This is a genomic window from Klebsiella sp. w6 (assembly GCF_033100215.1).
In the GTDB taxonomy this organism is placed as follows: Bacteria; Pseudomonadota; Gammaproteobacteria; order Enterobacterales; family Enterobacteriaceae; genus Klebsiella; species Klebsiella variicola.
In genome coordinates this window covers 4,539,951-4,566,150 of sequence record NZ_CP136907.1, presented here as the reverse complement: position 1 = coordinate 4,566,150, position 26,200 = coordinate 4,539,951, and the positions used below count along the sequence as shown (strand labels likewise).

Below are 26,200 nucleotides of genomic sequence, written 5' to 3'. Positions count from 1 at the left end.
TCATAATAATAATTATCGTTTACGTTATCATTCACTTTCATCAGAGATATACCCATGGCGCGTCCAAAAACTGCTCAGCCAAATCACTCGCTGCGTAAAATCGCAGTCGTAGTAGCCACGGCGGTTAGCGGCATGTCTGTCTATGCACAGGCTGCGGAACAACCGAAACAAGAAGAGACTATCACCGTCGTTGCGGCACCGGCCGCCCAGGAAAGTGCCTGGGGACCGGCGCCGACCATCGCGGCAAAACGCTCTGCCACGGCGACGAAAACCGATACCCCGATCGAAAAAACGCCGCAGTCTGTCTCGGTGGTCACGCGCCAGGAGATGGAGATGCGCCAGCCGACCACGGTAAAAGAGGCGCTCTCCTATACGCCGAGCGTCTTCTCCACCCGCGGTAGCTCGACCACCTATGATGTGGTCACCATCCGCGGTTTCACTACCTCGACGACCGTCAATACCAACCAGTATCTGGACGGCATGAAGCTGCAGGGAAATAACTACTCTGAAGTCTCCATGGACCCGTATTTCCTCGAGCGCGTGGAAGTGATGCGCGGGCCAACCTCGGTGCTGTACGGCAACAGCAACCCTGGCGGTATCGTCAGCATGGTCAGCAAACGCCCGACCACTGAGCCGCTGAAAGAAGTGCAGTTCAAGATGGGCACCGACAACCTGTGGCAGACCGGGTTTGACTTCAGCGACGCCATTGATGATGCCGGCGTCTGGTCCTATCGCCTGACCGGCCTGGGCCGCAGCCAGGATACCCAGCAGCAGATGGCGAAGTCTACACGCTATGCGGTGGCGCCGTCCTTTAGCTGGCGCCCGGACGATAAAACCGACTTCACCTTCCTGAGCAACTTCCAGAATGACCCGGATGCGGGCTACTACGGCTGGCTGCCGCGCGAAGGCACCGTGGTGCCGTATTACGATGCCAACGGGAAGGCGCACAAGCTGCCGACTGATTTCAACGAAGGCGAGGCGGATAATAAGATCTCGCGCCGCCAGAAGATGGTGGGTTATAGCTTCTCCCATCAGTTTGATGACACCTTTACTGTGCGGCAGAACCTGCGCTATGCCGAGGTTGATACCTTGTATCGCTCGGTGTACGGGAATGGCTATGTCGCCCCGGGCTACATGAATCGCGCCTATGTGCGTTCTGATGAGCACCTGAACACCTTTACCGTCGATACCCAGCTGCAGTCTGCTTTCGCCACCGGCGCGGTCAGCCATACGCTGCTGACCGGCGTGGATTACTCGCGGATGCGCAACGATGTGGATGCCGACTACGGGACGGCGGATCCTATCAGCATGAGCAACCCGCAATACGGCAACCCGAATATTCAGGTCACTTTCCCGTACGCGGTCCTCAACCGAATGGAGCAGACGGGCCTGTACGCGCAGGATCAGATGGAGTGGGATAAGTGGATCATGACCCTGGGCGGCCGTTACGATTACGCCACCACCTCAACGTTAACTCGCTCCAGCAACAGCCTGGCGGAGAATCACGACCAGCAGTTCACCTGGCGCGGCGGTATCAATTACCTGTTTGATAACGGCATCTCTCCGTACTTCAGCTACAGCGAATCCTTCGAGCCGGTATCGGGCTCCGGGCTTAACGGCCAGCCGTTCGATCCGTCGCGTGGCAAGCAGTATGAAGCTGGCGTGAAATATGTGCCGAAAGACATGCCGGTGGTGGTCACCGCGGCGGTCTATCAGCTGACCAAAGATAAGAACCTGACGGCGGATCCGGCTAACCAGGCGTTCAGCATCCAGACCGGCGAGATCCGCTCCCGCGGCCTTGAGCTGGAGGCGAAAGCGGCGGTGAACGCCAATATCAACGTCACCGCGGCCTACAGCTATACCGATGCGGAATACACTCACGATACGGTGTTCAACGGCAAGCGTCCGGCGGAAGTGCCGCGTAACATGGCGTCGCTGTGGGCGGATTACACCTTCCACGAAACCGCGCTCAGCGGTCTGACGGTCGGCGCCGGGGCGCGCTATATCGGTTCTACGGTCAGCTATTACAAAACTGACACCAGCACCGGTAACAAAAATGATGCCTTCAATGTGGCCGGTTATGCGCTGATGGATGCGACGGTCAAATACGATCTGGCGCGCTTTGGCCTGCCGGGCTCTTCGGTCGGCGTCAACGTCAACAACCTGTTTGACCGCGAATATGTCTCCAGCTGCTATAGCGAATACGCCTGCTACTGGGGTGCGGGACGTCAGGTTGTCGCGACCGCAACCTTCCGCTTCTAACTACTCACGGGCGCGGTTCGCCGCGCCCAACATCAGGTTGTTGCTATGCAGGAACAGACTCCGCACTCTGAGACCACCTTTGCGTTAAATGGCGTGACCTTTCGCGTACCGGGTCGCACGCTGCTTCACCCCCTTTCGTTAACCTTCCCGGCAGGAAAAGTGACTGGCCTGATAGGCCATAACGGTTCCGGCAAATCCACATTACTGAAAATGCTCGGCCGCCATCAGCCGCCTTCCGCGGGCGAGGTGCTGCTGGACGGCCAGCCGCTGGAGAGCTGGAGTAGCAAGGCGTTTGCCCGCAAAGTGGCCTATCTGCCGCAGCAGCTGCCGGCGGCGGAAGGGATGACAGTTCGCGAGCTGGTGGCGATAGGTCGCTACCCGTGGCACGGCGCGCTGGGGCGCTTCGGCGTGGCGGATCGCGAAAAGGTGGAAGAGGCGATCGCGCTGGTGGGGCTGAAGCCTTTGGCGCAGCGGCTGGTGGACAGTCTCTCCGGCGGCGAGCGTCAGCGGGCGTGGATCGCCATGCTGGTGGCGCAGGATAGCCGCTGTCTGCTGCTTGATGAACCGACCTCGGCGCTGGATATCGCCCATCAGGTCGATGTGCTCGCGCTGGTGCATCGTCTCAGCCAGCAGCGTGGCCTGACGGTGATCGCAGTCCTGCATGATATCAATATGGCTGCCCGCTACTGCGATTATCTGGTCGCGCTGCGCGGTGGGGAAATGATCGCCCAGGGGACGCCAGCAGAACTGATGCGCAGCGACACGCTGGAACAAATCTACGGCATCCCGATGGGGATCCTGCCGCACCCGGCGGGCGCGGCGCCGGTAAGTTTTGTCTATTGATGATGAACCCAACTCTGATAACCCGACGCCGCCTGCTGACCGCGATGGCGCTCTCGCCGCTGCTGTGGCAGATGCGCGGCGCGCAGGCGGCGAACATTGACCCGCAGCGCGTCGTCGCGCTGGAGTGGCTGCCGGCCGAACTGCTGCTGGCGCTTGGCGTCACGCCCTACGGCGTGGCCGACATTCCCAACTATCGCCTGTGGGTGAACGAACCCGCGCTGCCCGCGTCGGTAATCGATGTCGGCCTGCGCACCGAACCCAATCTTGAGCTGCTGACGCAGATGAAACCGTCGTTTATCGTCTGGTCGGCAGGCTATGGCCCGTCGCCGGAAAAGCTGGCGCGTATCGCGCCTGGCCGCGGATTCACCTTCAGCGACGGCAAACGGCCGCTGGCGATGGCCCAGCGTTCGCTACTGGAAATGGCCGACCTGCTGGGTAAACAACAGCAGGCGAAGCGCCATCTGGCGGAATTCGACGCGCTGATGGAGAACCTGCGTCCGCGATTTGCCGGGCGTGGCGATCGCCCACTGCTGATGATTTCGCTGCTCGATGCCCGCCACGTGCTGGTATTTGGTGAGAACTGCCTGTTCCAGGAGGTGCTTGACCGCTTTGGCATTCAAAACGCCTGGCGCGGCGAAGCGGCATTCTGGGGCAGCGTCACCGTCGGTATTGATCGGCTGGCGGCATTTAACGAGGCCGATGTGATCTGTTTCGATCATGGCAACGATCGGGAGATGGCCCAGCTGTTGGCGACCCCGCTGTGGCAGGCGATGCCGTTCGTGCGCGCGGGGCGTTTCCAGCGGGTTCCGGCGGTGTGGTTCTATGGCGCGACGCTGTCGGCGATGCATTTCGCCCGCGTGCTGGCCGATGCGCAGGGGAGGGCGTCGATATGAACGCGCGTCTCTCGCCGTTAGCCATTCTCCTGCTGACCGGGCTGCTGGTTGCCGCTTTCGCGCTGAGCATCGTCAACCTCAATGTCGCTTTACCTTACGCGCAATGGCGTCAGGCGCTGTGGCAGCCGGATATCGATAATATCGCCCAGATGCTGTTCCATTACAGCCTGCTGCCGAGGCTGGCGATATCGCTGCTGGTCGGCGCCGGGCTGGGGCTGGTCGGCGTGCTGTTCCAGCAGGTGCTGCGTAACCCGCTGGCGGAGCCAACCACGCTCGGCGTCGCCACCGGCGCACAGCTGGGAATGACGGTGACGACGCTATGGGCCATCCCTGGCGTGCTGGCCTCGCAGTTTGCCGCGCTGGCTGGGGCTTGTCTGGTGGGGGCGCTGGTGTTCGGCGTCTCGTGGGGCAAACGTCTGTCGCCGGTGACGCTGATCCTGGCCGGCCTGGTAGTGAGTCTCTATTGCGGCGCGGTCAATCAGCTGATGGTGATTTTCCATCACGATCAGCTGCAAAGCATGTTCCTGTGGAGTACCGGCACCCTGACGCAGACCGACTGGAGCGTGGTGCAACGCCTGTGGCCGCAGCTGCTCGGCGGCGCGATGTTGACGCTGTTATTGCTACGCCCGTTAACCCTGATGGGACTCGATGATGGCGTGGCGCGCAACCTTGGGCTGGCGCTGTCTCTGGCGCGGCTTGGCGTGCTGACGCTGGCGATTGTCATCAGCGCTCTGCTGGTTAACGCGGTCGGCATTATCGGCTTTATCGGTCTGTTCGCGCCGCTGCTGGCGAAAATGCTCGGCGCCCGCCGCCTGCTGCCGCGATTGCTGCTGGCGGCGCTAATTGGCGCGTTGATCCTGTGGCTTTCCGATCAAATTATTCTCTGGCTCAGCCGGGTCTGGCGGGAAGTCTCGACCGGGTCAGTCACCGCGCTGATTGGCGCGCCTTTATTGCTGTGGCTGCTGCCGCGGCTGCGCAGCATCAGCGCCCCGGTGATGAATGGCGGCGATAAAGCGTTGATCGAGCGCCGCCACGTGCCGTGGTTCGCGCTGGGCGGCTTAGCGCTGCTGCTGTTGGCGATAACCGCCGCGCTGACCTTTGGTCGCGATGCCCATGGCTGGCAGTGGGCCAGCGGCGATCTGCTGGCGCAACTGATGCCCTGGCGCTGGCCACGTGTGCTCTCGGCGCTGTTCGCCGGGGTGATGCTGGCGGTCGCGGGCTGCATCATTCAACGCCTGACCGGCAACCCGATGGCCAGCCCGGAAGTACTGGGCATCAGCTCTGGCGCGGCGTTCGGTGTGGTATTGATGCTGTTCTTCGTGCCGGGCAACGCCTTTGTCTGGCTGCTGCCTGCCGGCAGCCTTGGCGCGGCGGCAACGCTGCTGGTTATTCTGATCGCCGCCGGGCGCGGCGGTTTCTCGCCGCACCGGATGCTGCTGGCGGGGATGGCGCTGAGTACCGCCTTCACCATGCTGTTGATGATGCTGCAGGCCAGCGGCGATCCGCGCATGGCGCAGATCCTGACGTGGATGTCCGGTTCGACCTATAGCGCGACGCCGGAGATGGCGCTGCGTAGTGGCGTGGTGATGCTGGCGCTGCTGGCGCTGGCGCCGCTCTGCCGCCGCTGGCTGACCATTTTGCCGCTGGGCGGCGAGGCGGCGCGGGCGGTGGGGATGGCGCTGACGCCATCGCGTATCGGGTTGCTGCTGCTGGCGGCGAGCCTGACGGCGACGGCGACGCTCACCATTGGGCCGTTAAGTTTCGTTGGCCTGATGGCGCCGCATATTGCGAGGATGCTGGGATTCCGCCGGACGATGCCGCATATGGTGATTTCCGGGTTGACGGGCGGGATGCTGCTGGTCTTTGCCGACTGGTGCGGGCGGATGATTATGTTCCCCTACCAGATCCCGGCGGGGCTGTTGTCGACGTTTATCGGCGCGCCGTACTTTATCTATTTGCTGAGAAAGCAGAGCCGCTAACGATCCTGGATGGCCTCAATATCCCCGGTGGCGCTAGCGCTTACCGGGGCTACAGCGCTGTGCGATTTGGTAGCCCGGACAAGGCGCAGCGCGCCGCCTCCGGGAAAATCCCTGCGCCACCAGGCCTTCAAGTACCTTACAGTTTGGCAAACACCCGACGGGCGGCGTCGATGGTGTTGTTAATGTCCTCTTCACTGTGAGCGATGGACATAAAGCCGGCTTCAAATGCCGACGGCGCCAGGTACACGCCTTCCTCCAGCATCAGGTGGAAGAAGCGCTTGAAGCGTTCGACATCGCACTTCACCACGTCCTGATAGCAGGTGACGGTTTCGGCATCGGTAAAGAAGATGCCGAACATGCCGCCGACGTTATTGACCACCAGCGGGATCCCGGTTTCGCGCGCCGCGTTCAGCAGGCCATCCGCCAGCTGGTTGGTCAGGTCGGTCAGGGTTTCATGCACACCCGGCTGCGCCACTTCGCTTAAGCAGGCGAAGCCAGCGGCCATGGCGATCGGGTTACCGGAGAGCGTACCAGCCTGGTACACCGGGCCGGTCGGCGCCAGCGCGTCCATCACTTCGCGGCGGCCGCCGAAGGCGCCCACCGGCATCCCGCCGCCGATGATTTTCCCGAGACAGGTCAGATCCGGCTCCACGCCGTAATAAGCCTGGGCGCCCGCCAGCGCCACGCGGAAGCCGGTCATCACTTCGTCGATGATCAGCAGGGCGCCAAATTCGTCGCACAACGCGCGCAGGCCCGGCAGGAACTCCGGCTGCGGCGGAATGCAGTTCATATTCCCGGCGACCGGCTCGACGATGATGCAGGCGATATCCTGCGGATATTGCTCGAACGCCGCGCGTACCGAGGCGAGGTCGTTATAGGTGCAGGTCAGGGTATGTTTCGCGAAATCGGCTGGCACGCCCGGCGAGTTTGGCTGGCCGAGGGTCAGCGCGCCGGAACCGGCTTTCACCAGCAGACAGTCGGCATGGCCGTGATAGCAGCCTTCGAACTTAATGATCTTATCGCGGCCGGTGAAGCCGCGGGCCAGGCGAATGGCGCTCATGGTCGCTTCGGTGCCGGAGTTCACCATCCGCACCATATCCATGGTCGGGACCAGCTCGGTCACCAGCGCCGCCATTTTCACTTCCATTTCGGTCGGCGCGCCAAAGCTCAGGCCGCGGGACGCCGCTTCGATCACCGCATTGCGGATAGCCGGGTGGTTGTGGCCCAGCACCATCGGACCCCAGGAGCCCACATAATCGATATAGGCCTTCCCGTCCACGTCATAAAGATAGGCGCCATCCGCGCGTTCGATAAACAGCGGCGTGCCGCCGACGCCGGTGAAGGCGCGCACCGGCGAGTTAACGCCGCCGGGGATCAGTTCGCGCGCAGCATGGTATAGATTTTCAGATTTGCTCATGGCCAGGGTCCTGGTTCGTGAAAAATGTTTTATCGGCTATTCTAAGTTATTCCAGGATGGTTATGAAAGTTTTGCCCAATTGAAACAATGTGCCGCAAGGGCATTTTTTTGACGACGCAGCGCGCCGGGACGGCTAAAATGCCTCTCTCTTCATTTGTATTACCAATAATTGATAATGGCATGAAAGCAGAAACTCCCTCTTTTGAAGCACATCAGTTCGTGCGGGTACGTCGCGGCGATGCGGTACGCCGTTTGATTCAGCGCGATAAAACGCCGCTGGCGGTCCTGTTGATGGCGGCGGTGGTTGGCACGCTGGCCGGTCTGGTGGGCGTGGCGTTTGAAAAGAGCGTGAACTGGGTGCAGAACCAGCGGATCGGCGCGCTGGCGCAGGTGGCCGATCATTGGTATCTGGTCTGGCCGCTGGCGTTTATCTTGTCGGCGCTGCTGGCAATGGTCGGTTATTTTCTCGTGCGCCGCTTTGCGCCGGAGGCGGGCGGCTCCGGGATCCCGGAAATCGAAGGGGCGCTGGAGGAGCTGCGGCCGGTGCGCTGGTGGCGCGTGCTGCCGGTGAAATTCATCGGCGGCATGGGGACCCTGGGCGCCGGAATGGTGCTGGGACGCGAAGGGCCGATGGTGCAGCTTGGCGGCAACATTGGACGCATGGTGCTGGATATCTTCCGCATGCGCAGTCCGGAGGCGCGGCACACGCTGCTGGCGACCGGTGCGGCGTCGGGGCTCTCGGCGGCCTTTAATGCGCCGCTGGCCGGTATTCTGTTTATCATCGAAGAGATGCGCCCGCAGTTTCGCTACAACCTGATCTCCATTAAAGCGGTATTTACCGGCGTGATCATGTCGAGCATTGTGTTTCGTATTTTCAATGGCGAAGCGGCGATCATTGAGGTAGGCAAGCTGAGCAACGCCCCAGTGAATACCCTGTGGCTGTATCTGGTGCTGGGCATGCTCTTTGGTTGCTTTGGTCCGCTGTTTAACTTCCTGGTGCTGCGCACCCAGGATATCTTCCAGCGCATCCACGGTGGCAATATCAAAAAATGGGTATTGATGGGCGGGGTCATCGGCGGGATCTGCGGCCTGCTGGGGCTGATGCAGCCCTCCGCGGTGGGCGGTGGCTTTAACCTGATCCCCATCGCCGCCGCCGGTAATTTCTCCGTCGGTTTGCTGCTGTTTATCTTTATTGCCCGCGTGGTGACCACGCTGATCTGCTTCTCTTCCGGCGCGCCGGGGGGGATCTTCGCGCCGATGCTGGCGCTGGGCACCTTGCTGGGCACGGCGTTCGGCATGGCGGCTATTCCGCTGTTTCCGGCCTACCATCTCGATGCCGGCACCTTCGCCATCGCCGGGATGGGGGCGCTGCTGGCCGCCTCGGTGCGCGCGCCGCTCACCGGGATTGTGCTGGTGCTGGAGATGACGGATAACTATCAGCTCATTTTGCCAATGATTATTACCTGCCTTGGCGCAACACTACTGGCGCAATTCCTCGGCGGTAAGCCTTTGTATTCGACCATTCTGCAACGTACTCTGGCGAAGCAGGAGGCCGAGCAGGCGGCAAAAGCGCAGCAGGCACCGCGGGAGAATACTTGAACGATTTACCAGGGTATTAGATAATGGCTCAAAAGGTCCGGTTATTCTTTAACCGGCCGGAAGTATCAATGGGAGCAAAAAATGAGTGATGACGTAGCGTTGCCGCTGGAGTTTACCGAAGCCGCAGCCAACAAAGTAAAACACCTGATTGCGGATGAAGATAATCCGAACCTGAAACTGCGCGTGTATATCACCGGCGGCGGTTGCAGCGGTTTCCAGTATGGCTTCACCTTTGACGATCAGGTGAACGAAGGCGATATGACCATCGAGAAACAGGGCGTCGGCCTGGTGGTTGACCCAATGAGTCTGCAGTATCTGGTCGGCGGCGCCGTCGACTATACCGAGGGTCTGGAAGGTTCGCGTTTCATCGTGACCAACCCGAACGCGAAAAGCACCTGCGGCTGCGGTTCCTCATTCAGCGTTTAAAGCGAGTGCGACCGGGCGCCTTCTCCTCCAGCGAGCGGGAGCCAACGCGAAAAACGGTAACCTTAAGGTTACCGTTTTGCTTTTACTACCGCCCGTTATCGTCCAGGGCAAACGTCGGCAGCTTCAGGTGCCAGCGGATCGCCGCCAGACGGATCACCAGTGTCACCACCATGCCCATCATCGCCGAATTCTCCAGCGGGAGATGAAAGGTGTCGTGCGCTGTAGCGTGGACAATGCCGCCGACAATACAGGCGGTGGCGTAGATCTCGGTGCGCAGAATCATGGGAATTTCGCGCGCCAGCACGTCACGGATAATCCCGCCGCCGACGCCGGTGACCACCCCCATGCAGACCGCCACCAGCGGACCACTGCCGGCGAGAAAGGCTTTATTGACGCCGATGCCGACAAACACCGCCAGACCGACGGCATCAAGAACGGGCAGTATCCATTTCGGCAGCCGACGCGGCTGGCGGACCAGCAGGATGGTCAGCATGCTGGTGACCATCGCCACCACCAGATCGGTGGGATCTTTGACCCAGAATACCGGGCCATTCGCCAGCGCCATGTCGCGGATGGTTCCGCCGCCCACCGCCGTCACCACGCCTAACACCAGCACGCCGAATGGGTCCATGCGTAATTTTCCCGCCAGCAGAACGCCGGAGATCGCGAAGACAGCCGTGCCAATAATATCCAGCCAATAGACAAGCATCGTTGATTCCCACTGAACATCCGGTGTGCCGGATGATTATTTTACCTGGTCAAGCGCCGCACAAAGTTGTTTGGCGGCGAGGATAATACGTGGGCTTGCCCGTTCAAACCAGTCGCTGTGTAACGCAATCAACGAAATGGTGAGCTGATGTTGCCAAAAGCGCTGCGCTTCGGCAATGCGGCTGGCGTCGCCGGTCACCACGATCGCCTGCGGCTGGCGGGCCAGCACCTGTTCGCGGCTCACCTGCGGCCAGGGAACACGGCTGGTGGCAAAGATATTCTCGCCGCCGCACAGCCCCAGCACCTGATCCTGAATCGAACCGGGACCACTGGTGAATAGCGGCGCGGATCCGAACTGCAGGAAGACGCGTTTCTTCGGCGCATTGGCATAGCGCGCTTTCAGCGTATCGTATTCCTGCTGCATCGCCTGCGCCGCCTGCTGCGCTTTTTCCGGCTGCGGGCTCCACTGCGCCAGCTGACGCAGGGTGGCGATGATCTCTTCTATCGTCGAGGTCTGCACCCAGAGGACATGAATACCCAGCGACTGCAGCTGGTTAACCTGGCGTTCGGCATTGCCCCCGCGCCAGGCCAGCACCACGTCTGGCTTTAGCGCCACGATGCGCTCCAGGTTCATCCCCTGCCAGCTGGCAACCTGTTCTATGGTTTTGGCCTGCGGAGGATAATCGGAATAGCTGCTGACGCCGACCGGCGTGATCCCGGCGGCAAAGGCCAGTTCGGTATTGGCGGGGGAGAGGGTGACCACCCGCGGCGCGGCCAGTAGCCACGCCGGGGCGAGTAACAGCAGCGCGGCAAGCGCGAAGGATAGCGACTTAGCCACGTGCCAGGTTCTGTACCAGATTCTCCACCATCAGGGTGGACTGTCTGGCGGCGACCGCAAGGAACTCCTCAAAACTGAGGTGGGACTGCTGATCGGCCACGTCGGAGATGGCGCGAACCACCACGAAGGGAACCTTGAAGTTATGGCAGACGTGAGCGATGGCGGTCGCTTCCATTTCCACGGCGATTGCCTGCGGGAAATTATGGCGGATCTTCGCCAGCGCGACGGAGCCGTTAATGAAGGCATCGCCGCTGACGATCAGGCCGCGAACGGCATTGAGATCTAACGCTTTAATGCAGTCTTCGGCGGCGGCCACCAGCTTATCGTCCGCTTTAAAGCCCGCCGGGCAGCCAGGCAACTGGCCATACTCATAACCGAAGGCGGTGACGTCGGCATCGTGGTAGCGCGCTTCATCGGAGACGACGATATCGCCGACCTTCAGCGTCGGCGCGAGGCCGCCGGCAGAACCGGTATTAATGATCACGTCAGGCTGGCAGCGCTCCAGCAGCAGGGTCGCGCCCGTCGCCGCCGCCACTTTCCCGATACCAGACTTCAGCAGAGCGACGTCAACGCCGTGAAGTTGGCCGGTATAGATTTCGCTCCCGCCAATAGTGATAGTCTGGCGGTTTTCGATTTTGTCGCGCAGGAGGGTAACTTCCTCTTCCATAGCGCCAATAATGCCAATTTTCATAGATTTACTCGCGATGTGTCAGGTTTAGTTGCATAGTCTATCATGCGCTTAAGGGGAAGCGTATTGCTCGCGCGGGAGAGGCTATGGCAAAGATTGATTTTCGCAACAAGATAAACTGGCGTCGACGCTTCCGTTCGCCGCCGCGGGTGGAGACGGAGCGCGACATCCTGCGGATCTTCGAAAGCGATCGGGGGCGGATCGTCAACTCGCCGGCCATCCGCCGCCTACAGCAAAAAACCCAGGTCTTCCCGCTGGAGCGCAACGCGGCGGTCCGTACTCGCCTGACCCACTCGCTGGAGGTGCAGCAGGTGGGGCGCTATATCGCCAAAGAAGTGCTTAGCAGGCTGAAAGAGCAGAAGCTACTGGAAGAGTATGGCCTGGAAGAGCTGACCGGGCCATTCGAGAGCGTGGTTGAAATGGCCTGCCTGATGCACGACATTGGCAACCCGCCGTTTGGCCACTTTGGCGAGGCGGCGATTAACGACTGGTTTCGCCAGCGCCTGGCCCCCGGCGATGCGCTCGGCCAGCCGTTGACCGACGATCGCTGCGAGGTGCAGGCGTTACGCCTGCACGAAGGGGAAACGGCGCTGAATGCGCTGCGGCGTAAAGTGCGCCAGGATCTCTGCAGCTTTGAGGGCAACGCGCAGGGGATTCGTCTGGTCCACACGCTGATGCGGATGAATCTGACCTGGGCGCAGGTGGGCTGCATCCTGAAATATACCCGACCGGCGTGGTGGTTCGAGGCGACGCCAGCCAGTCACAGTTATTTAATGAAGAAGCCTGGCTATTATTTAGCCGAAGAAGAGTATGTCGCGCGCCTGCGTAAAGAACTGGATCTGGCACCTTACAATCGATTCCCATTAACCTGGATTATGGAGGCCGCGGATGACATCTCATATTGCGTCGCGGATCTCGAGGACGCGGTTGAAAAACGTATTTTCAGCGCCGAGCAGCTTTATCAGCATCTTTACGACGCCTGGGGCAACCATGAAAAAGGATCGTTATTCTCTCAGGTAGTGGAAAATGCCTGGGAAAAATCGCGAGCTAATTACCTGCGACAGAGCGCGGAAGATCAGTTTTTTATGTATTTGCGGGTAAACACGCTGAATAAGCTGGTGCCCTACGCGGCGCGCCGATTTATTGATAACCTGCCGGCCATCTTCACTGGCGACTTTAATCATGCGCTGCTTGAGGACGATAGCGATTGCAGCCAGCTGCTGGAACTCTATAAAAATGTAGCGATGAAACAGGTCTTTAGCCATCCGGATGTCGAGCAGCTGGAATTGCAGGGCTACCGGGTGATTAGCGGCCTGCTGGATATCTATCAGCCGCTGCTGAAATTATCTCTGGAGGATTTCAGCGAATTAGTGGCGCAGGAGCGGGTACGGCGGTTACCCATTGCCTCCCGGCTGTATCAGAAACTTTCAACCCGTCACCGGCTGGCCTATGTTGAAGCAGTAAATAAGCTGGTGCGCACGGCGCCCGAATTTGCGCTGATGGAATACTATTATCGCTGCCGTCTGATCCAGGATTATATCAGCGGAATGACGGATTTGTATGCGTGGGATGAATATCGGCGACTGATGGCGGTGGAATAGGCTGGAGTTTTGTAAAGATGGACAATAAATTTTTACTTTTTCCAGAAACTTAATTCCGGAACTTAGCGCTATAAAATGACTCTGATAGTCACGTACACAGCAACTTTCGTTATCTGATATTGAGATTGAAACTGATGAAAAAAACCACGTTAGCAATGAGTGCACTGGCTCTGAGTTTAGGTCTGGCGTTGTCCCCGCTCTCTGCGAGCGCGGCAGAAACGGCATCTTCGGCCACTAATGCACAGCAGATGCCAAGCCTGGCCCCGATGCTGGAGAAGGTGATGCCATCGGTGGTGAGCATTAACGTTGAAGGTAGCACTACTGTTAATACCCCACGGATGCCGCGTAACTTCCAGCAGTTCTTTGGCGATAATTCGCCGTTCTGCCAGGATGGTTCTCCTTTCCAGAGTTCACCGTTTTGCCAGGGCGGTGGACAGGGCGGTCAGCCTGACGGCGGCCAGCAGCAGAAATTCATGGCGCTGGGCTCCGGCGTCATCATTGATGCGGCCAAAGGGTATGTGGTGACCAACAACCACGTTGTGGACAACGCCACCACGATTAAGGTTCAACTGAGCGATGGCCGTAAGTTTGATGCCAAAGTCGTGGGCAAAGATCCGCGCTCCGATATCGCGCTGATTCAGATTCAGGATCCGAAAAACCTGACGGCGATTAAGCTGGCTGATTCTGATGCGCTGCGCGTCGGCGACTACACCGTGGCTATCGGTAACCCGTTTGGTCTGGGCGAAACCGTGACCTCCGGGATTGTCTCCGCGCTGGGCCGTAGCGGCCTGAACGTGGAAAACTACGAAAACTTTATCCAGACCGATGCGGCGATTAACCGCGGGAACTCCGGCGGCGCGCTGGTGAACCTCAACGGCGAGCTGATCGGCATTAACACCGCCATCCTGGCGCCGGACGGCGGCAACATCGGTATCGGTTTTGCTATCCCGAGCAACATGGTGAAAAACCTGACCGAGCAGATGGTGAAATATGGCCAGGTGAAACGCGGTGAGCTGGGCATCATGGGCACCGAACTGAACTCTGAACTGGCGAAAGCGATGAAAGTCGACGCCCAGCGCGGCGCCTTTGTCAGCCAGGTGATGCCAGGTTCGGCAGCCGCCAAAGCGGGCATTAAAGCCGGCGACGTGATCACTACCCTCAACGGCAAGGCGATCAGCAGCTTCGCCGCGCTGCGTGCTCAGGTCGGCACTATGCCTATCGGCAGCAAAGTTGAGCTTGGCCTGCTCCGCGACGGCAAACCGGTCACCGTTACCGTCGAACTGCAGCAGAGCAACCAGACCCAGGTGGATTCCAGCACCATCTTCAACGGGATTGAAGGTGCGGAAATGAGTAACAAGGGTCAGGATAAGGGCGTGGTGGTCAACAATGTGAAAGCCGGCACCCCGGCGGCGCAGATTGGCCTCAAGAAAGGCGATATCATTGTCGGGGCGAATCAGCAGCCGGTGAAAAACATCGCCGATCTGCGGAAAATCTTCGACGCCAAACCGTCCGTGCTGGCGCTGAACATTCAGCGCGGCGACGCCTCTATCTACCTGCTGTTGCAGTAATCGTCAGCGCAAGCGCCACAGCCCCTTCCCTCGCCGAGGGCAGGGGCTTTTTTTTCGTTCTGTGACCACTTCCACAACTCCACATATCTCGCCCCGCCTTCGGGCATATGCACAATGCAGCAGGACGGAGACTCTTTTATGCTGGTGCCCTGCATAGGGGAGGATTACATGGCTGGCTGGCATCTTGATACCAAAATGGCGCAGGATATTGTGGCGCGCACGATGCGCATCATCGATACCAACATCAACGTGATGGATGCCCGCGGGCGGATTATCGGCAGCGGCGATCGGGAAAGAATTGGTGAATTGCACGAAGGCGCGCTGCTGGTGCTTTCTCAGGGGCGGGTGGTGGATATCGACGATGCGGTCGCTCGCCATCTGCACGGAGTGCGTCAGGGGATCAACCTGCCGCTACGCCTCGAAGGTGAAATCGTCGGGGTGATCGGCCTGACCGGCGAGCCGGAGTCGCTGCGGAAATATGGCGAGCTGGTGTGCATGACGGCAGAGATGATGCTGGAGCAGTCGCGGCTGATGCATCTCCTGGCGCAGGACAGCCGCCTGCGCGAAGAGCTGGTGATGAACCTGATTCAGGCGGAAGAGCATACCCCGGCGCTGAACGAATGGGCTCAGCGGTTAGGTATCGATCTCAATCAGCCGCGGGTGGTGGCGATGATTGAGGTGGACAGCGGCCAGCTCGGCGTGGATAGCGCGATGGCGGAACTGCAGCAGTTGCAGAACGCGCTGACCACCCCTGATCGCAATAATCTGGTGGCCATTGTGTCACTCACGGAAATGGTGGTGCTGAAACCAGCGCTGAACAGCTTTGGCCGCTGGGACGCCGACGATCACGTCCGCCGCGTCGAGCAGCTTATCGCCAGGATGAAAGAGAATGGTCAGCTCCGCTTTCGCGTGGCGCTGGGCAACTTCTTCACCGGCCCCGGGAGTATCGCCCGCTCTTACCGTACCGCACGGACGACCATGATGGTGGGTAAGCAACGAATGCCGGAGAGCCGCAGCTATTTCTATCAGGATCTGATGCTGCCGGTGCTGCTAGACAGCCTGCGCGGCGGCTGGCAGGCCAATGAACTGGCCCGTCCGCTGGCGCGTCTGAAGGCTATGGATAACAACGGTTTGCTGCGGCGTACGCTGCAGGCGTGGTTTCGCCATAACGTGCAGCCGCTGGCGACATCAAAGGCGCTGTTTATTCATCGCAATACCCTGGAGTATCGGTTGAACCGTATCTCGGAGCTGACCGGTCTGGATCTCGGCAGCTTTGACGATCGGCTGCTGCTCTATATAGCCCTGCAGCTGGATGAGCAACGATAGGGAGTCGAGATAAAAATGCCGGGAGGCGGTTCGCCTTACCCGGCCTGGAGGATGCATGGCGTAAGCGGCAGATTATATTGGTTGCCCGGTCAAGCGGTGCGCCGCCGGGAACGCTGTCACTTACGGGTAAGTTTTTCCAGATCGGCTTCGATTTCGCTGATCTTATTGGTGACCACGCTTTCCAGATGGCGTAAATCGTCGAGGATTTTACGCTTGAGATCGATTTCAGTGCGATCGCGCTGGCAGATCTGATCCAGTTCGTCGATGACGTAGCGCAGATTGGGGCTGATCTCCTGGACTTCTTTGTAGCCCTGGCCGACGCCGTCGGCGACAACGGTTTTGCGCTGACGCGGGTATTTAAACTTCACGCTCTTGGCGAAGAATTCGCCTTTGTCTTTCTGAAAATAGATTTTCAGGATGTCGTTGTTAGCTTCCTGCCGCAGGCTATAGCGATCGATCTCATCAGGGTTGGTAATGCCAAGACTTTTCAGATTATCGTACATAACGGTACCTTTGATAGCATCATAACCATTGAATAATTAACGAAAAAATCCATTTTCGCCAGCATCAAATATAAAAAAAGCGGGATATCTCCCGCTTTTTATTTGCTTTAGTCGATGGTGCGCAGCAGTTCGTTAATGCCGACTTTGCCGCGGGTTTTGGCATCGACTTTCTTAACGATCACCGCGCAGTACAGGCTGTATTTACCATCCTTCGACGGCAGGTTGCCTGACACGACTACCGAGCCAGCCGGTACGCGGCCGTAGAAGACTTCACCGGTTTCGCGATCGTAGATTTTGGTGCTCTGACCCAGGTAAACGCCCATGGAGATGACGGAGCCTTCTTCGACAATCACCCCTTCAACCACTTCAGAGCGCGCGCCGATGAAGCAGTTGTCTTCGATGATGGTCGGGTTCGCCTGCAGCGGCTCCAGTACGCCACCGATGCCCACGCCGCCGGACAGGTGAACGTTTTTACCGATCTGCGCGCAGGAGCCGACGGTAGCCCAGGTATCAACCATGGTGCCTTCGTCAACGTAGGCGCCGATGTTAACGTAGGACGGCATCAGCACGGTGTTGCGGGCGATGAATGCGCCCTGACGTACCGCTGCCGGCGGCACCACGCGGAAACCTTCTTTCTGGAAACGCGCTTCGTCATAGTCAGCGAATTTCATCGGTACTTTATCGAAGTAGCGGCTTTCCGCACCATCGATAACCTGGTTATCGTTAATACGGAAAGAGAGCAGTACCGCTTTCTTCAGCCATTGATGCGTCACCCACTGACCATCGATCTTCTCAGCGACGCGCAGCGCGCCGGAATCCAGAAGGGCGATAACCTGGTTTACCGCTTCGCGGGTCACGGTATCCACATTGGCCGGCGTGATGTCGGCGCGACGCTCGAAGGCGGACTCAATAACGTTCTGTAACTGCTGCATTGTTTCTTTCCATTCACTAAAAAAAATACGTCACCCTTTATCGTTTGGATTGAGGGCCTCTGTCAACCGTTGTTGCACTTCTTGTTGTAGCTCATTATTAAGGCCACGCCGGTCGGCGGTGGCGATTATAAATAAATCTTCTACTCGCTCACCAATTGTCGTAATTCGCGCCCCGTGAAGCGAAATACCGAGGTCGGCGAACACCTGGCCGACGCGGGCGAGCAGCCCTGGCTGATCGAGCGCAATCAGCTCGAGAAACGATTTTCGATCGGTATGGGTCGGCAGGAAATTCACCTCTGTCGGCACAGAGAAGTGACGCAGTTTTGCCGCCTGACGACGCGGGGCCGGGGGTTCCCAGCTGCGCTGAGTTATCGTCTGTTCAAGACCGTGGCGAATCGCGTCGTGGCGGTCAGCGGAAAGCGGGCTGCCGTCGGGTTCGAGGACAATAAAGGTATCCATCGCCATGCCGTCGCGGGTGGTGAAGATCTGCGCGTCGTGGACGCTGAGGTTGCGGCGGTCCAGTTCGCCGCACACCGCGGCAAACAGATAAGGGCGATCCGGGCTCCAGATAAAAATCTCCGTACCGCCGCGGGTGGCCTGCGAACTCAGCAGAATCATCGGCTTATTCAGATCGTGACGCAGCAGGTTGCGGGCGTGCCAGGCGAGCTGCGTCGGCGTATGCCGCACGAAATAGTTGGCGCGGCAGCGGTTCCAGATCTGATGCAGCGCCTCTTCATTAATATTGTCCATCCGCAGCAGGGCCAGCGCCTGCAGCTGATGATGACGCACCCGTTCGCGCATATCCGGGGTGCTTTGCATGCCCCGACGCAGCTGTTTCTCGGTGGCGAAATAGAGTTCGCGCAGCAGACTCTGCTTCCAGCTGTTCCACAGCGTTTCGTTGGTGGCGCAGATGTCGGCGACGGTCAGGCACACCAGATAGCGCAGGCGATTTTCCGTTTGCACTTCCTCGGCGAACTGCTTAATCACCTCCGGATCCTGAATGTCGCGCCGCTGGGCGGTGACCGACATCAGCAGATGGTGACGCACCAGCCAGGCGACCAACTGCGTTTCGCGAGAGTTCAGTCCGTGCAGCTCGGCAAACTTCAGCACATCCTGCGCGCCGAGGATCGAGTGGTCGCCGCCACGCCCTTTCGCAATGTCGTGGAACAGGGCGGCGATTAAAATCAGCTCCGGGTGCGTTAAGCGCGGCCATAGCTCCACGCACAGCGGGTGGCGGCTGCGGGTTTCTTCTTTGGCAAAGCTCTCCAGCTTCAGCATCACGCGGATGGTGTGTTCATCGACGGTGTAGGCGTGAAACAGATCGAACTGCATCTGGCCGACGATATGTGACCACTGCGGCATATAGGCCCACAGCACGCTATGGCGATGCATCGGCAGCAGTCCGCGGCTGACCGCCCCCTGATGGCGCAGCATGCTGAGAAAGAGCGTGCGCGCCTCCGGGATATAGCACAGCGGCTGGGTCAGATGGCGCCGGGCATGGCGCAGATGGCGCAACGTCGTGGAGTAGATGCCGGTGATAGTGCTGTTGCGCACCATCATATAAAACATGCGCAGAATGGCCTGCGGTTCGCGAATAAACAGCGTGTCGTCACGCAGATCGATAAGGGTGCCGCGCAGCTGGAAGTCATCGTCTATCGGGCGCGGTTTTTCATCCTCGGTCAGGGCGAGAATAGCCTCTTCAAACAGCTGAAGCAGCATCTGGTTCAGCTCGCTCACCCGGCGGGTGACGCGGAAGAAGTCCTTCATCATATGCTCAATCGGCTGGTTGCCGTCGCCTTCATAGCCGAGCCGGCGGGCGACGCTGAGCTGGCGGTCGAAAAGCAGACGGTTGTCATAGCGAGTGAGCTCGAGATGCAGCGCGAAACGGATGCGCCACAGCTGATGCAGACACTCGTTGAGCTCATTGCGCTCGGCTTCGGTCAGAAAGCCGAAGCCGACCATCTCATCCATCGAGGTGGCGCCAAAATGACGGCGAGCCACCCACTGTAGCGTATGGATATCCCGCAGGCCGCCGGGGCTGCTTTTCACGTCCGGCTCCAGGTTATAGCTGGTGCCGTGATAGCGTTGATGACGGACGTTCTGCTCTTCCACCTTGGCGGCGAAGAACTTTTCCGATGGCCAGAAGCCGTCGCTAAAAATATGTTTTTGCAGTTCAAGGAACAGCGCGACGTCGCCGATCAGCAGGCGCGATTCAATCAAGTTAGTGGCGACGGTGAGATCCGAAAGTCCTTCGAGCAGACACTCTTCGAGGGTGCGCACGCTGTGGCCCACCTCCAGCTTGACGTCCCACAGTAGCGTCAGCAGTTCGCCGACCTTTTGCGCCTGGTCGTCAGGCAGTTTTTTGCGGCTGAGGATCAGCAGGTCGACGTCAGAGAGCGGGTGCAGCTCGCCGCGGCCATAGCCGCCGACGGCCACCAGCGCCAGATCGCAGACGGATTCAAAACCGTAGGCGATCCACAACCGCTGCAGCAGCTGGTCGATAAATTCGGTGCGCGCCGCAATGAGCTGCTCCGCGGCGATGCCGGAGTCAAACGCCTCGCCCAGCCAGTGCTGGAAGGTATCGATGTGCGCCTTAATTGCAGCACAGTTCAGATCGCCCTGCGGCCAGCTCACCGGATGTTCCGGCGGGACGGGCAGAAGAGGGGAGGCTGTGTCAGGTAATGAGTTGCTCATCGCGTCACCATAAGAAAAAACTATCTAATAAAAAAGCCGGCGGGCGCCGGCTTTTCATCATTCATCGTGCGAGATTATCGCCGGGATGGTGTCATCCTTGCGTAGCGTCAGAATTTCGCAGCCGTTGTCTGTCACCACAATAGTATGCTCGTACTGCGCAGACAAGCTCCGGTCTTTAGTTTTCACCGTCCAGCCGTCTTTCATGCTGCGGATCTCTTTTTTACCCGCGTTGACCATCGGCTCGATGGTGAAGGTCATGCCGGGTTTGAGCACAACGTTGGTTTCCGGTGAGTCGTAGTGCAGCACCTGCGGCTCTTCATGGAAGCCGCGGCCGATACCGTGGCCACAGTATTCGCGCACCACGGAAAAACCTTCGGCTTCAACGTATTTCTGGATCGCCGCGCCGATAGTGCGCAGGTTGATCCCCGGCTTCACCATTTTCAGCGCCAGATACAGGCTTTCCTGAGTGATGCGGCACAGGCGCTCACCGAGAATCGTCGGTTTACCGACGATAAACATTTTGGAGGTGTCGCCATGGAAATCATCTTTAATGACCGTCACGTCGATGTTAACGATATCGCCATCTTTCAGCAGTTTGCCGTCGTCAGGGATACCGTGGCAAACTACTTCGTTGACCGAAATGCAGACGGACTTCGGATAGCCGTGATAGCCGAGGCAGGCGGAAATGGCCTTCTGCTCGTTAACGATATAGTCGTTACAGATGCGGTCCAGTTCACCGGTGCTGACGCCAGGTTTAACCCAGGGTTCGATCATTTCCAGCACTTCAGCGGCCAGGCGGCCGGCAACGCGCATTTTTTCAATGTCTTCAGATGTCTTGATAGAGATAGCCATGGAGTATGTCCAGCAGTGTCGATATTTTCGACAATAATAGAGTAAGTCCTGCCAATGGTAACAGTCCGGGCAGGCTGGTGCCAAATTGAGAATCATTAACAGCACGTGGCGTCAACAAGAGTTGGTGTCTGGGCGGATTTTGTGGTATAAAGCGCGCCGGACTTCCGTTCCATCTCAGATACACAAGGATGGGACGTAAGCGACATACTCATATTGTGTAAATAACACACACGTATCGACACATATTCCGGGGTGCCCTTTGGGGTCGGTAATATGGGATACGTGGAGGCATAACCCCAATTTAATCTATAGAGGTTTTAAACATGGCAACTGTTTCCATGCGCGACATGCTCAAGGCTGGTGTTCACTTTGGTCACCAGACCCGTTACTGGAACCCGAAAATGAAGCCTTTCATCTTCGGCGCGCGTAACAAAGTTCACATCATCAACCTTGAGAAAACGGTACCGATGTTCAACGAAGCTCTGGCTGAGCTGAACAAAATCTCTGCCCGTAAAGGCAAGATCCTGTTCGTGGGTACTAAGCGCGCTGCAAGCGAAGCGGTAAAAGAAGCTGCTAACAGCTGCGACCAGTTCTTCGTGAACCATCGCTGGCTGGGCGGTATGCTGACTAACTGGAAAACCGTTCGTCAGTCCATCAAACGTCTGAAAGACCTGGAAACTCAGTCCCAGGACGGTACTTTCGACAAGCTGACCAAGAAAGAAGCGCTGATGCGCACTCGTGAGCTGGACAAGCTGGAAAACAGCCTGGGCGGTATCAAAGACATGGGCGGCCTGCCGGACGCACTGTTCGTTATCGACGCTGACCACGAGCACATCGCTATCAAAGAAGCAAACAACCTGGGTATCCCGGTATTTGCTATCGTTGATACCAACTCTGATCCGGACGGCGTAGACTTCGTTATCCCGGGTAACGACGATGCAATCCGCGCAGTAAGCCTGTACCTGGGCGCTGTTGCTGCTACCGTTCGTGAAGGTCGCTCTCAGGACCTGGCTTCTCAGGCGGAAGAAAGCTTCGTAGAAGCTGAATAATAAGGTTTAAGCCCTTATTAGTACCGTGTATGAATAGGGGCCCATTACAGGCCCCTTTTTTCAATTTACGCTGTTTGGCCGTTGGCCGGGCAGTATCCACATCTCCCGAGGATTTTAGAATGGCTGAAATTACCGCTTCCCTGGTAAAAGAACTGCGCGAACGTACTGGCGCAGGCATGATGGATTGCAAAAAAGCGCTGACTGAAGCGAATGGCGACATCGAGCTGGCAATCGAAAACATGCGTAAATCCGGCGCGATCAAAGCGGCGAAGAAAGCAGGCAACGTGGCTGCTGACGGCGTGATCAAAACCAAAATCGAAGGCAACTACGGTTACATTCTGGAAGTTAACTGCCAGACTGACTTCGTTGCTAAAGATGGTGGTTTCCAGGCATTTGCTGACAAAGTACTGGACGCTGCTGTTGCGGGTAAAATCTCCGACGTTGAAGTTCTGAAAGCGCAGTTCGAAGAAGAACGCGTTGCGCTGGTTGCTAAAATCGGTGAGAACATCAACATCCGTCGTATCGCTGTTCTGGAAGGCGACGTTCTGGGTAGCTACCAGCACGGTGCGCGCATCGGTGTTCTGGTTGCCGCTAAAGGCGCTGACGAAGAGCTGGTTAAGCAGCTGGCAATGCACGTTGCTGCAAGCAAGCCGGAATTCGTTAAGCCGGAAGACGTGTCTGCTGAAGTGGTAGAGAAAGAGTACCAGGTTCAGCTGGACATCGCGATGCAGTCCGGTAAGCCGAAAGAAATCGCAGAGAAAATGGTTGAAGGCCGCATGAAGAAATTCACCGGCGAAGTTTCTCTGACGGGTCAGCCTTTCGTTATGGAGCCGAGCAAATCTGTTGGTCAGCTGCTGAAAGAGCACAACGCTGACGTGACTGGCTTCATCCGCTTTGAAGTGGGCGAAGGCATCGAGAAAGTTGAGACTGACTTTGCAGCAGAAGTTGCTGCGATGTCCAAGCAGTCTTAATTTTTACAAGGAGCCGCCTGAGGGCGGCTTCTTTTTGCGCCCATTTTGTAAATTCAGCCAACTGCGTATAGTGACCGCGCTGAAATGCGACATACAATGTCGCCAGAATTCTCATATCTCATTCGTTGACAGTCTCAGGAAAGAAACATGGCTACCAATGCAAAACCCGTCTACAAACGTATTCTGCTGAAATTAAGTGGCGAAGCGCTGCAGGGCTCAGAAGGCTTCGGTATTGATGCAAGCATACTTGACCGCATGGCTCAGGAGATCAAAGAGCTGGTCGAGCTGGGTATTCAGGTTGGCGTAGTAATTGGTGGTGGTAACCTGTTCCGTGGTGCTGGTCTGGCGAAAGCGGGTATGAACCGCGTTGTGGGCGACCACATGGGCATGCTGGCAACGGTCATGAACGGCCTGGCAATGCGTGATGCGCTCCACCGCGCCTATGTGAACGCTCGTCTGATGTCCGCCATCCCGCTGAACGGCGTGTGCGACAACTACAGCTGGGCAGAGGCGATCAGCCTGCTGCGCAACAACCGCGTGGTGATCCTCTCCGCAGGCACCGGCAACCCGTTCTTTACCACCGATTCCGCAGCCTGCCTGCGTGGTATTGAAATTGAAGCCGACGTGGTGCTGAAAGCGACCAAGGTTGACGGTGTGTTTACCGCGGATCCGGCCAAAGATCCTTCTGCCACCATGTACGATCAGCTGACCTACAGCGAAGTGCTGGATAAAGAGCTGAAAGTGATGGATCTGGCGGCCTTCACCCTGGCGCGTGACCACAAATTGCCGATTCGCGTCTTCAACATGAACAAACCCGGCGCCCTGCGTCGCGTGGTCATGGGCGAAAAAGAAGGCACATTGATCACGGAATAATTCCCGTCAGCGCCAAATCCGGGTAATATTCCGCTTTACTTTCGCGGGGATATTGCCCGGTGATTTTCATTAAATCTGACTATACTTAGCTCATTTTCCGACGGGTGTCCCGTCTGGTCTGACTGAGACAAGCTTTCAAGGATTCGTAACGTGATTAGCGATATCAGAAAAGATGCTGAAATCCGCATGGAAAAATGCGTCGAAGCATTCAAAAACCAAATCAGCAAAATTCGCACGGGTCGTGCTTCTCCGAGCCTGCTGGACGGGATTGTTGTTGAATATTACGGTACGCCGACTCCGCTGCGCCAGCTGGCCAGCGTCACCGTCGAAGACTCCCGTACTCTGAAAATCAACGTCTTTGACCGTTCTATGTCTGCGGCCGTTGAAAAAGCGATCATGGCGTCTGACCTCGGTCTGAACCCAAGCTCCGCCGGCAGCGATATTCGTGTTCCGCTGCCGCCGCTGACCGAAGAGCGTCGTAAAGATCTGACCAAGATCGTCCGTGGCGAAGCTGAGCAGGCGCGTGTCGCCGTGCGTAACGTTCGCCGTGACGCGAACGACAAAGTTAAAGCGCTGCTGAAAGAGAAAGAGATCAGCGAAGATGACGATCGCCGTTCTCAGGACGACGTGCAGAAAATGACTGACGCCGCCATCAAGAAAGTTGACGCGGCGCTGGCAGATAAAGAAGCGGAACTGATGCAGTTCTGATGCTCTGCTGTTGCTCGGGCCGATACTTCCTGGCCTGAGTAAAATCTGAAACGCCGTACAGAAGACTGTACGCTCAATTCTCGGGATTGCGTTGAGCCGGCTGGCCTTGTAGCCTTTAGCGCTAAGTTGAAGGCCTGATGCCGCCGCCTTACCCCCGATAGTTGTTGCGTAGGGGCTTGCTGGCGGCGTTTTGCTTTTTATTCTGTTTCCTTTCTTCTGGACGTCTCATGAAGCAATTAACCGTTCTCGGTTCGACCGGCTCCATTGGCTGTAGCACGCTGGACGTGGTACGCCATAACCCTGGTTGCTTTTCCGTCGCCGCGCTGGTCGCGGGGAAAAACGTTGACCGCATGGTTGAACAATGCCTGGAATTTACCCCGCGTTACGCCGTGATGGATGATGCGCAAAGCGCTGAGCGGTTGCGCACCCGTCTGCATGAGCATGGCCGCCGTACCGAAGTGCTGAGCGGCCAGCAGGCGGCGGCTGAGGTCGCGGCGCTGGATGAGGTCGATCAGGTGATGGCGGCAATCGTCGGCGCGGCGGGGCTGGTACCGACGCTGGCGGCGATCCGCGCCGGGAAAACCGTGTTGTTGGCGAATAAAGAATCGCTGGTGACCTGCGGTCGCTTGTTCATGGAGGCCGTTCAGCGGTCGGGGGCGCGATTGCTGCCGGTCGATAGCGAACATAACGCGATTTTTCAGAGTATGCCGGAGACAATTCAACAGCATCTGGGATACGCTGACCTCACCCGGAATGGCGTCTCGTCCATCCTGTTAACCGGTTCCGGGGGGCCTTTCCGCGAGACGGACGTGGCTGAACTATCGGCGATGACCCCCGATCAGGCCTGCCGCCATCCCAACTGGTCGATGGGACGTAAGATCTCCGTCGATTCAGCCACGATGATGAACAAAGGTCTGGAATATATTGAAGCTCGCTGGCTGTTCAATGCTTCGGCGCAGCAGATGGAAGTGCTGATCCACCCGCAGTCGGTGATCCACTCGATGGTTCGCTATCAGGACGGCAGCGTGCTGGCCCAGCTTGGGGAGCCGGATATGCGCACGCCGATTGCCCATACCATGGGCTGGCCACAGCGCCTGAGCTCCGGGGTCAAACCACTGGACTTCTGCCAGCTGAGCAACCTGAGCTTCTCCGCGCCGGACTACGCCCGCTATCCCTGCCTGAAGCTGGCGATGGACGCGTTTGAGGTCGGCCAGGCGGCCACCACGGCGCTGAATGCGGCCAATGAAGAGTCGGTTGCCGCGTTTCTGCATGGCGATATCCGCTTTACCGATATTGCGGCGGTGAATCTGGCGGTGCTGGATAAGATGAACCTGCAGGAGCCGCAAAGCATTGATGATGTTCTGGTTATCGACGCTGACGCTCGTGCGGTAGCTCACCAGCAGCTTAATCGTTTGGGCGCGCAGGCGTAACGCGGTGGTATTTGTGGGCGAAAGGCTTCGGTGATATAGT

General features: G+C 58.2%; 22 protein-coding genes. 14 read left to right on the top strand and 8 right to left on the bottom strand.

Annotated features, from left to right (window positions below):
* The first annotated feature begins 54 nt into the window (after window positions 1–54).
* The 4 genes from fhuA to fhuB are packed head-to-tail and all read left to right on the top strand — an operon-like array spanning window position 55 to window position 5,977.
* Complete coding sequence (gene fhuA, locus R0140_RS22410) at window positions 55–2,262, top strand: ferrichrome porin FhuA (protein ID WP_080923755.1); 2,208 nt, start codon at window positions 55–57, stop codon at window positions 2,260–2,262.
* Between the two features lie 45 nt (window positions 2,263–2,307).
* A complete protein-coding gene (fhuC, locus tag R0140_RS22405) occupies window positions 2,308–3,105 on the top strand; it encodes a Fe3+-hydroxamate ABC transporter ATP-binding protein FhuC (RefSeq protein WP_022065535.1) in 798 nt (265 codons plus the stop codon).
* Window positions 3,105–3,998 (top strand): Fe(3+)-hydroxamate ABC transporter substrate-binding protein FhuD, encoded by an 894-nt coding sequence (gene fhuD, locus R0140_RS22400; RefSeq protein ID WP_080923756.1) that lies wholly within the window; start codon window positions 3,105–3,107, stop codon window positions 3,996–3,998. The genes fhuC and fhuD overlap by 1 nt, the downstream gene beginning before the upstream one ends.
* On the top strand, window positions 3,995–5,977 hold the full coding sequence (gene fhuB / locus R0140_RS22395; RefSeq protein WP_012542814.1) for a Fe(3+)-hydroxamate ABC transporter permease FhuB: 1,983 nt from the start codon (window positions 3,995–3,997) through the stop codon (window positions 5,975–5,977). The genes fhuD and fhuB overlap by 4 nt, the downstream gene beginning before the upstream one ends.
* Before the next feature lie 136 nt (window positions 5,978–6,113).
* Here the strand turns inward: fhuB and hemL are convergent, their stop codons facing one another.
* Window positions 6,114–7,394 carry a glutamate-1-semialdehyde 2,1-aminomutase gene (hemL, locus tag R0140_RS22390; protein ID WP_016160319.1) on the bottom strand — a complete coding sequence of 427 codons (1,281 nt, stop codon included), beginning with the start codon at window positions 7,392–7,394 and terminating at the stop codon, window positions 6,114–6,116.
* Between the two features lie 180 nt (window positions 7,395–7,574).
* Here hemL and clcA point away from each other — a divergent pair, with 180 nt between their 5' ends.
* Window positions 7,575–8,993 (top strand): H(+)/Cl(-) exchange transporter ClcA, encoded by a 1,419-nt coding sequence (gene clcA, locus R0140_RS22385; protein WP_008807364.1) that lies wholly within the window; start codon window positions 7,575–7,577, stop codon window positions 8,991–8,993.
* Between the two features lie 81 nt (window positions 8,994–9,074).
* Complete coding sequence (erpA, locus tag R0140_RS22380) at window positions 9,075–9,419, top strand: iron-sulfur cluster insertion protein ErpA (RefSeq protein ID WP_008807363.1); 345 nt, start codon at window positions 9,075–9,077, stop codon at window positions 9,417–9,419.
* 85 nt (window positions 9,420–9,504) lie between these two features.
* Here erpA and R0140_RS22375 read toward each other — a convergent pair whose 3' ends face one another.
* Genes R0140_RS22375 through mtnN form a run of 3 tightly spaced genes read right to left on the bottom strand, consistent with a single transcriptional unit; the run spans window position 9,505 to window position 11,656 of the window.
* Entirely contained in the window at window positions 9,505–10,128 is a 624-nt protein-coding gene (locus R0140_RS22375) for a TRIC cation channel family protein (protein WP_002889277.1), read from the bottom strand.
* A 36-nt stretch (window positions 10,129–10,164) separates the two neighbouring features.
* Entirely contained in the window at window positions 10,165–10,965 is an 801-nt protein-coding gene (btuF, locus tag R0140_RS22370; RefSeq protein WP_012542811.1) for a vitamin B12 ABC transporter substrate-binding protein BtuF, read from the bottom strand.
* Window positions 10,958–11,656, bottom strand: coding sequence for a 5'-methylthioadenosine/S-adenosylhomocysteine nucleosidase (gene mtnN / locus R0140_RS22365; protein ID WP_008807361.1), 699 nt, complete (start codon window positions 11,654–11,656; stop codon window positions 10,958–10,960). The genes btuF and mtnN overlap by 8 nt, the downstream gene beginning before the upstream one ends.
* 83 nt (window positions 11,657–11,739) lie before the next feature.
* Here mtnN and dgt point away from each other — a divergent pair, with 83 nt between their 5' ends.
* From dgt to cdaR, 3 genes are all read left to right on the top strand, one after another.
* Complete coding sequence (dgt, locus tag R0140_RS22360) at window positions 11,740–13,254, top strand: dGTPase (RefSeq protein ID WP_008807360.1); 1,515 nt, start codon at window positions 11,740–11,742, stop codon at window positions 13,252–13,254.
* A 134-nt stretch (window positions 13,255–13,388) separates the two neighbouring features.
* Window positions 13,389–14,822 carry a serine endoprotease DegP gene (gene degP / locus R0140_RS22355; RefSeq protein ID WP_008807359.1) on the top strand — a complete coding sequence of 478 codons (1,434 nt, stop codon included), beginning with the start codon at window positions 13,389–13,391 and terminating at the stop codon, window positions 14,820–14,822.
* A gap of 168 nt (window positions 14,823–14,990) precedes the next feature.
* A complete protein-coding gene (gene cdaR, locus R0140_RS22350) occupies window positions 14,991–16,148 on the top strand; it encodes a DNA-binding transcriptional regulator CdaR (RefSeq protein WP_002889289.1) in 1,158 nt (385 codons plus the stop codon).
* Between the two features lie 116 nt (window positions 16,149–16,264).
* Here cdaR and R0140_RS22345 read toward each other — a convergent pair whose 3' ends face one another.
* The 4 genes from R0140_RS22345 to map form a co-directional block, all read right to left on the bottom strand.
* The gene (locus tag R0140_RS22345) at window positions 16,265–16,651 is read right to left on the bottom strand and encodes a DUF3461 family protein (RefSeq protein ID WP_002889292.1); all 387 of its coding nucleotides are present in this window, start codon (window positions 16,649–16,651) and stop codon (window positions 16,265–16,267) included.
* 107 nt (window positions 16,652–16,758) lie between these two features.
* Window positions 16,759–17,583 carry a 2,3,4,5-tetrahydropyridine-2,6-dicarboxylate N-succinyltransferase gene (dapD, locus tag R0140_RS22340; protein WP_002889295.1) on the bottom strand — a complete coding sequence of 275 codons (825 nt, stop codon included), beginning with the start codon at window positions 17,581–17,583 and terminating at the stop codon, window positions 16,759–16,761.
* Between the two features lie 30 nt (window positions 17,584–17,613).
* On the bottom strand, window positions 17,614–20,217 hold the full coding sequence (gene glnD / locus R0140_RS22335; RefSeq protein ID WP_228961067.1) for a bifunctional uridylyltransferase/uridylyl-removing protein GlnD: 2,604 nt from the start codon (window positions 20,215–20,217) through the stop codon (window positions 17,614–17,616).
* Window positions 20,218–20,334: 117 nt separating this feature from the next.
* Window positions 20,335–21,129, bottom strand: a complete 795-nt coding sequence (gene map, locus R0140_RS22330) for a type I methionyl aminopeptidase (protein ID WP_004204446.1) — start codon at window positions 21,127–21,129, stop codon at window positions 20,335–20,337.
* 323 nt (window positions 21,130–21,452) lie between these two features.
* On the opposite strand from map, the gene rpsB reads away from it, so the two are divergent.
* The 5 genes from rpsB to ispC all read left to right on the top strand — a co-directional run bounded on the left by rpsB (window position 21,453) and on the right by ispC (window position 26,160).
* Window positions 21,453–22,178, top strand: coding sequence for a 30S ribosomal protein S2 (rpsB, locus tag R0140_RS22325; protein WP_008807356.1), 726 nt, complete (start codon window positions 21,453–21,455; stop codon window positions 22,176–22,178).
* 119 nt (window positions 22,179–22,297) lie between these two features.
* Entirely contained in the window at window positions 22,298–23,149 is an 852-nt protein-coding gene (gene tsf, locus R0140_RS22320; protein WP_004151930.1) for a translation elongation factor Ts, read from the top strand.
* A 147-nt stretch (window positions 23,150–23,296) separates the two neighbouring features.
* On the top strand, window positions 23,297–24,022 hold the full coding sequence (gene pyrH, locus R0140_RS22315; protein ID WP_004098747.1) for a UMP kinase: 726 nt from the start codon (window positions 23,297–23,299) through the stop codon (window positions 24,020–24,022).
* 150 nt (window positions 24,023–24,172) lie between these two features.
* Complete coding sequence (frr, locus tag R0140_RS22310) at window positions 24,173–24,730, top strand: ribosome recycling factor (RefSeq protein WP_002889308.1); 558 nt, start codon at window positions 24,173–24,175, stop codon at window positions 24,728–24,730.
* 227 nt (window positions 24,731–24,957) lie between these two features.
* Window positions 24,958–26,160, top strand: coding sequence for a 1-deoxy-D-xylulose-5-phosphate reductoisomerase (gene ispC / locus R0140_RS22305; protein WP_032736672.1), 1,203 nt, complete (start codon window positions 24,958–24,960; stop codon window positions 26,158–26,160).
* Window positions 26,161–26,200: the final 40 nt, after the last annotated feature.

What these genes read in the sequence shown, in the direction of transcription:
- ispC (WP_032736672.1), top strand. Translation starts at nt 24,958, where the DNA reads ATGAAGCAATTAACCGTTCTCGGTTCGACCGGCTCCATTGGCTGTAGC.
- pyrH (WP_004098747.1), top strand. Translation starts at nt 23,297, where the DNA reads ATGGCTACCAATGCAAAACCCGTCTACAAACGTATTCTGCTGAAATTA.
- R0140_RS22375 (WP_002889277.1), bottom strand. Translation starts at nt 10,128, where the DNA reads ATGCTTGTCTATTGGCTGGATATTATTGGCACGGCTGTCTTCGCGATC.
- map (WP_004204446.1), bottom strand. Translation starts at nt 21,129, where the DNA reads ATGGCTATCTCTATCAAGACATCTGAAGACATTGAAAAAATGCGCGTT.
- fhuD (WP_080923756.1), top strand. Translation starts at nt 3,105, where the DNA reads ATGATGAACCCAACTCTGATAACCCGACGCCGCCTGCTGACCGCGATG.
- R0140_RS22345 (WP_002889292.1), bottom strand. Translation starts at nt 16,651, where the DNA reads ATGTACGATAATCTGAAAAGTCTTGGCATTACCAACCCTGATGAGATC.
- dapD (WP_002889295.1), bottom strand. Translation starts at nt 17,583, where the DNA reads ATGCAGCAGTTACAGAACGTTATTGAGTCCGCCTTCGAGCGTCGCGCC.
- fhuA (WP_080923755.1), top strand. Translation starts at nt 55, where the DNA reads ATGGCGCGTCCAAAAACTGCTCAGCCAAATCACTCGCTGCGTAAAATC.
- tsf (WP_004151930.1), top strand. Translation starts at nt 22,298, where the DNA reads ATGGCTGAAATTACCGCTTCCCTGGTAAAAGAACTGCGCGAACGTACT.
- cdaR (WP_002889289.1), top strand. Translation starts at nt 14,991, where the DNA reads ATGGCTGGCTGGCATCTTGATACCAAAATGGCGCAGGATATTGTGGCG.
- rpsB (WP_008807356.1), top strand. Translation starts at nt 21,453, where the DNA reads ATGGCAACTGTTTCCATGCGCGACATGCTCAAGGCTGGTGTTCACTTT.
- mtnN (WP_008807361.1), bottom strand. Translation starts at nt 11,656, where the DNA reads ATGAAAATTGGCATTATTGGCGCTATGGAAGAGGAAGTTACCCTCCTG.
- dgt (WP_008807360.1), top strand. Translation starts at nt 11,740, where the DNA reads ATGGCAAAGATTGATTTTCGCAACAAGATAAACTGGCGTCGACGCTTC.
- fhuC (WP_022065535.1), top strand. Translation starts at nt 2,308, where the DNA reads ATGCAGGAACAGACTCCGCACTCTGAGACCACCTTTGCGTTAAATGGC.
- clcA (WP_008807364.1), top strand. Translation starts at nt 7,575, where the DNA reads ATGAAAGCAGAAACTCCCTCTTTTGAAGCACATCAGTTCGTGCGGGTA.
- erpA (WP_008807363.1), top strand. Translation starts at nt 9,075, where the DNA reads ATGAGTGATGACGTAGCGTTGCCGCTGGAGTTTACCGAAGCCGCAGCC.
- fhuB (WP_012542814.1), top strand. Translation starts at nt 3,995, where the DNA reads ATGAACGCGCGTCTCTCGCCGTTAGCCATTCTCCTGCTGACCGGGCTG.
- hemL (WP_016160319.1), bottom strand. Translation starts at nt 7,394, where the DNA reads ATGAGCAAATCTGAAAATCTATACCATGCTGCGCGCGAACTGATCCCC.
- degP (WP_008807359.1), top strand. Translation starts at nt 13,389, where the DNA reads ATGAAAAAAACCACGTTAGCAATGAGTGCACTGGCTCTGAGTTTAGGT.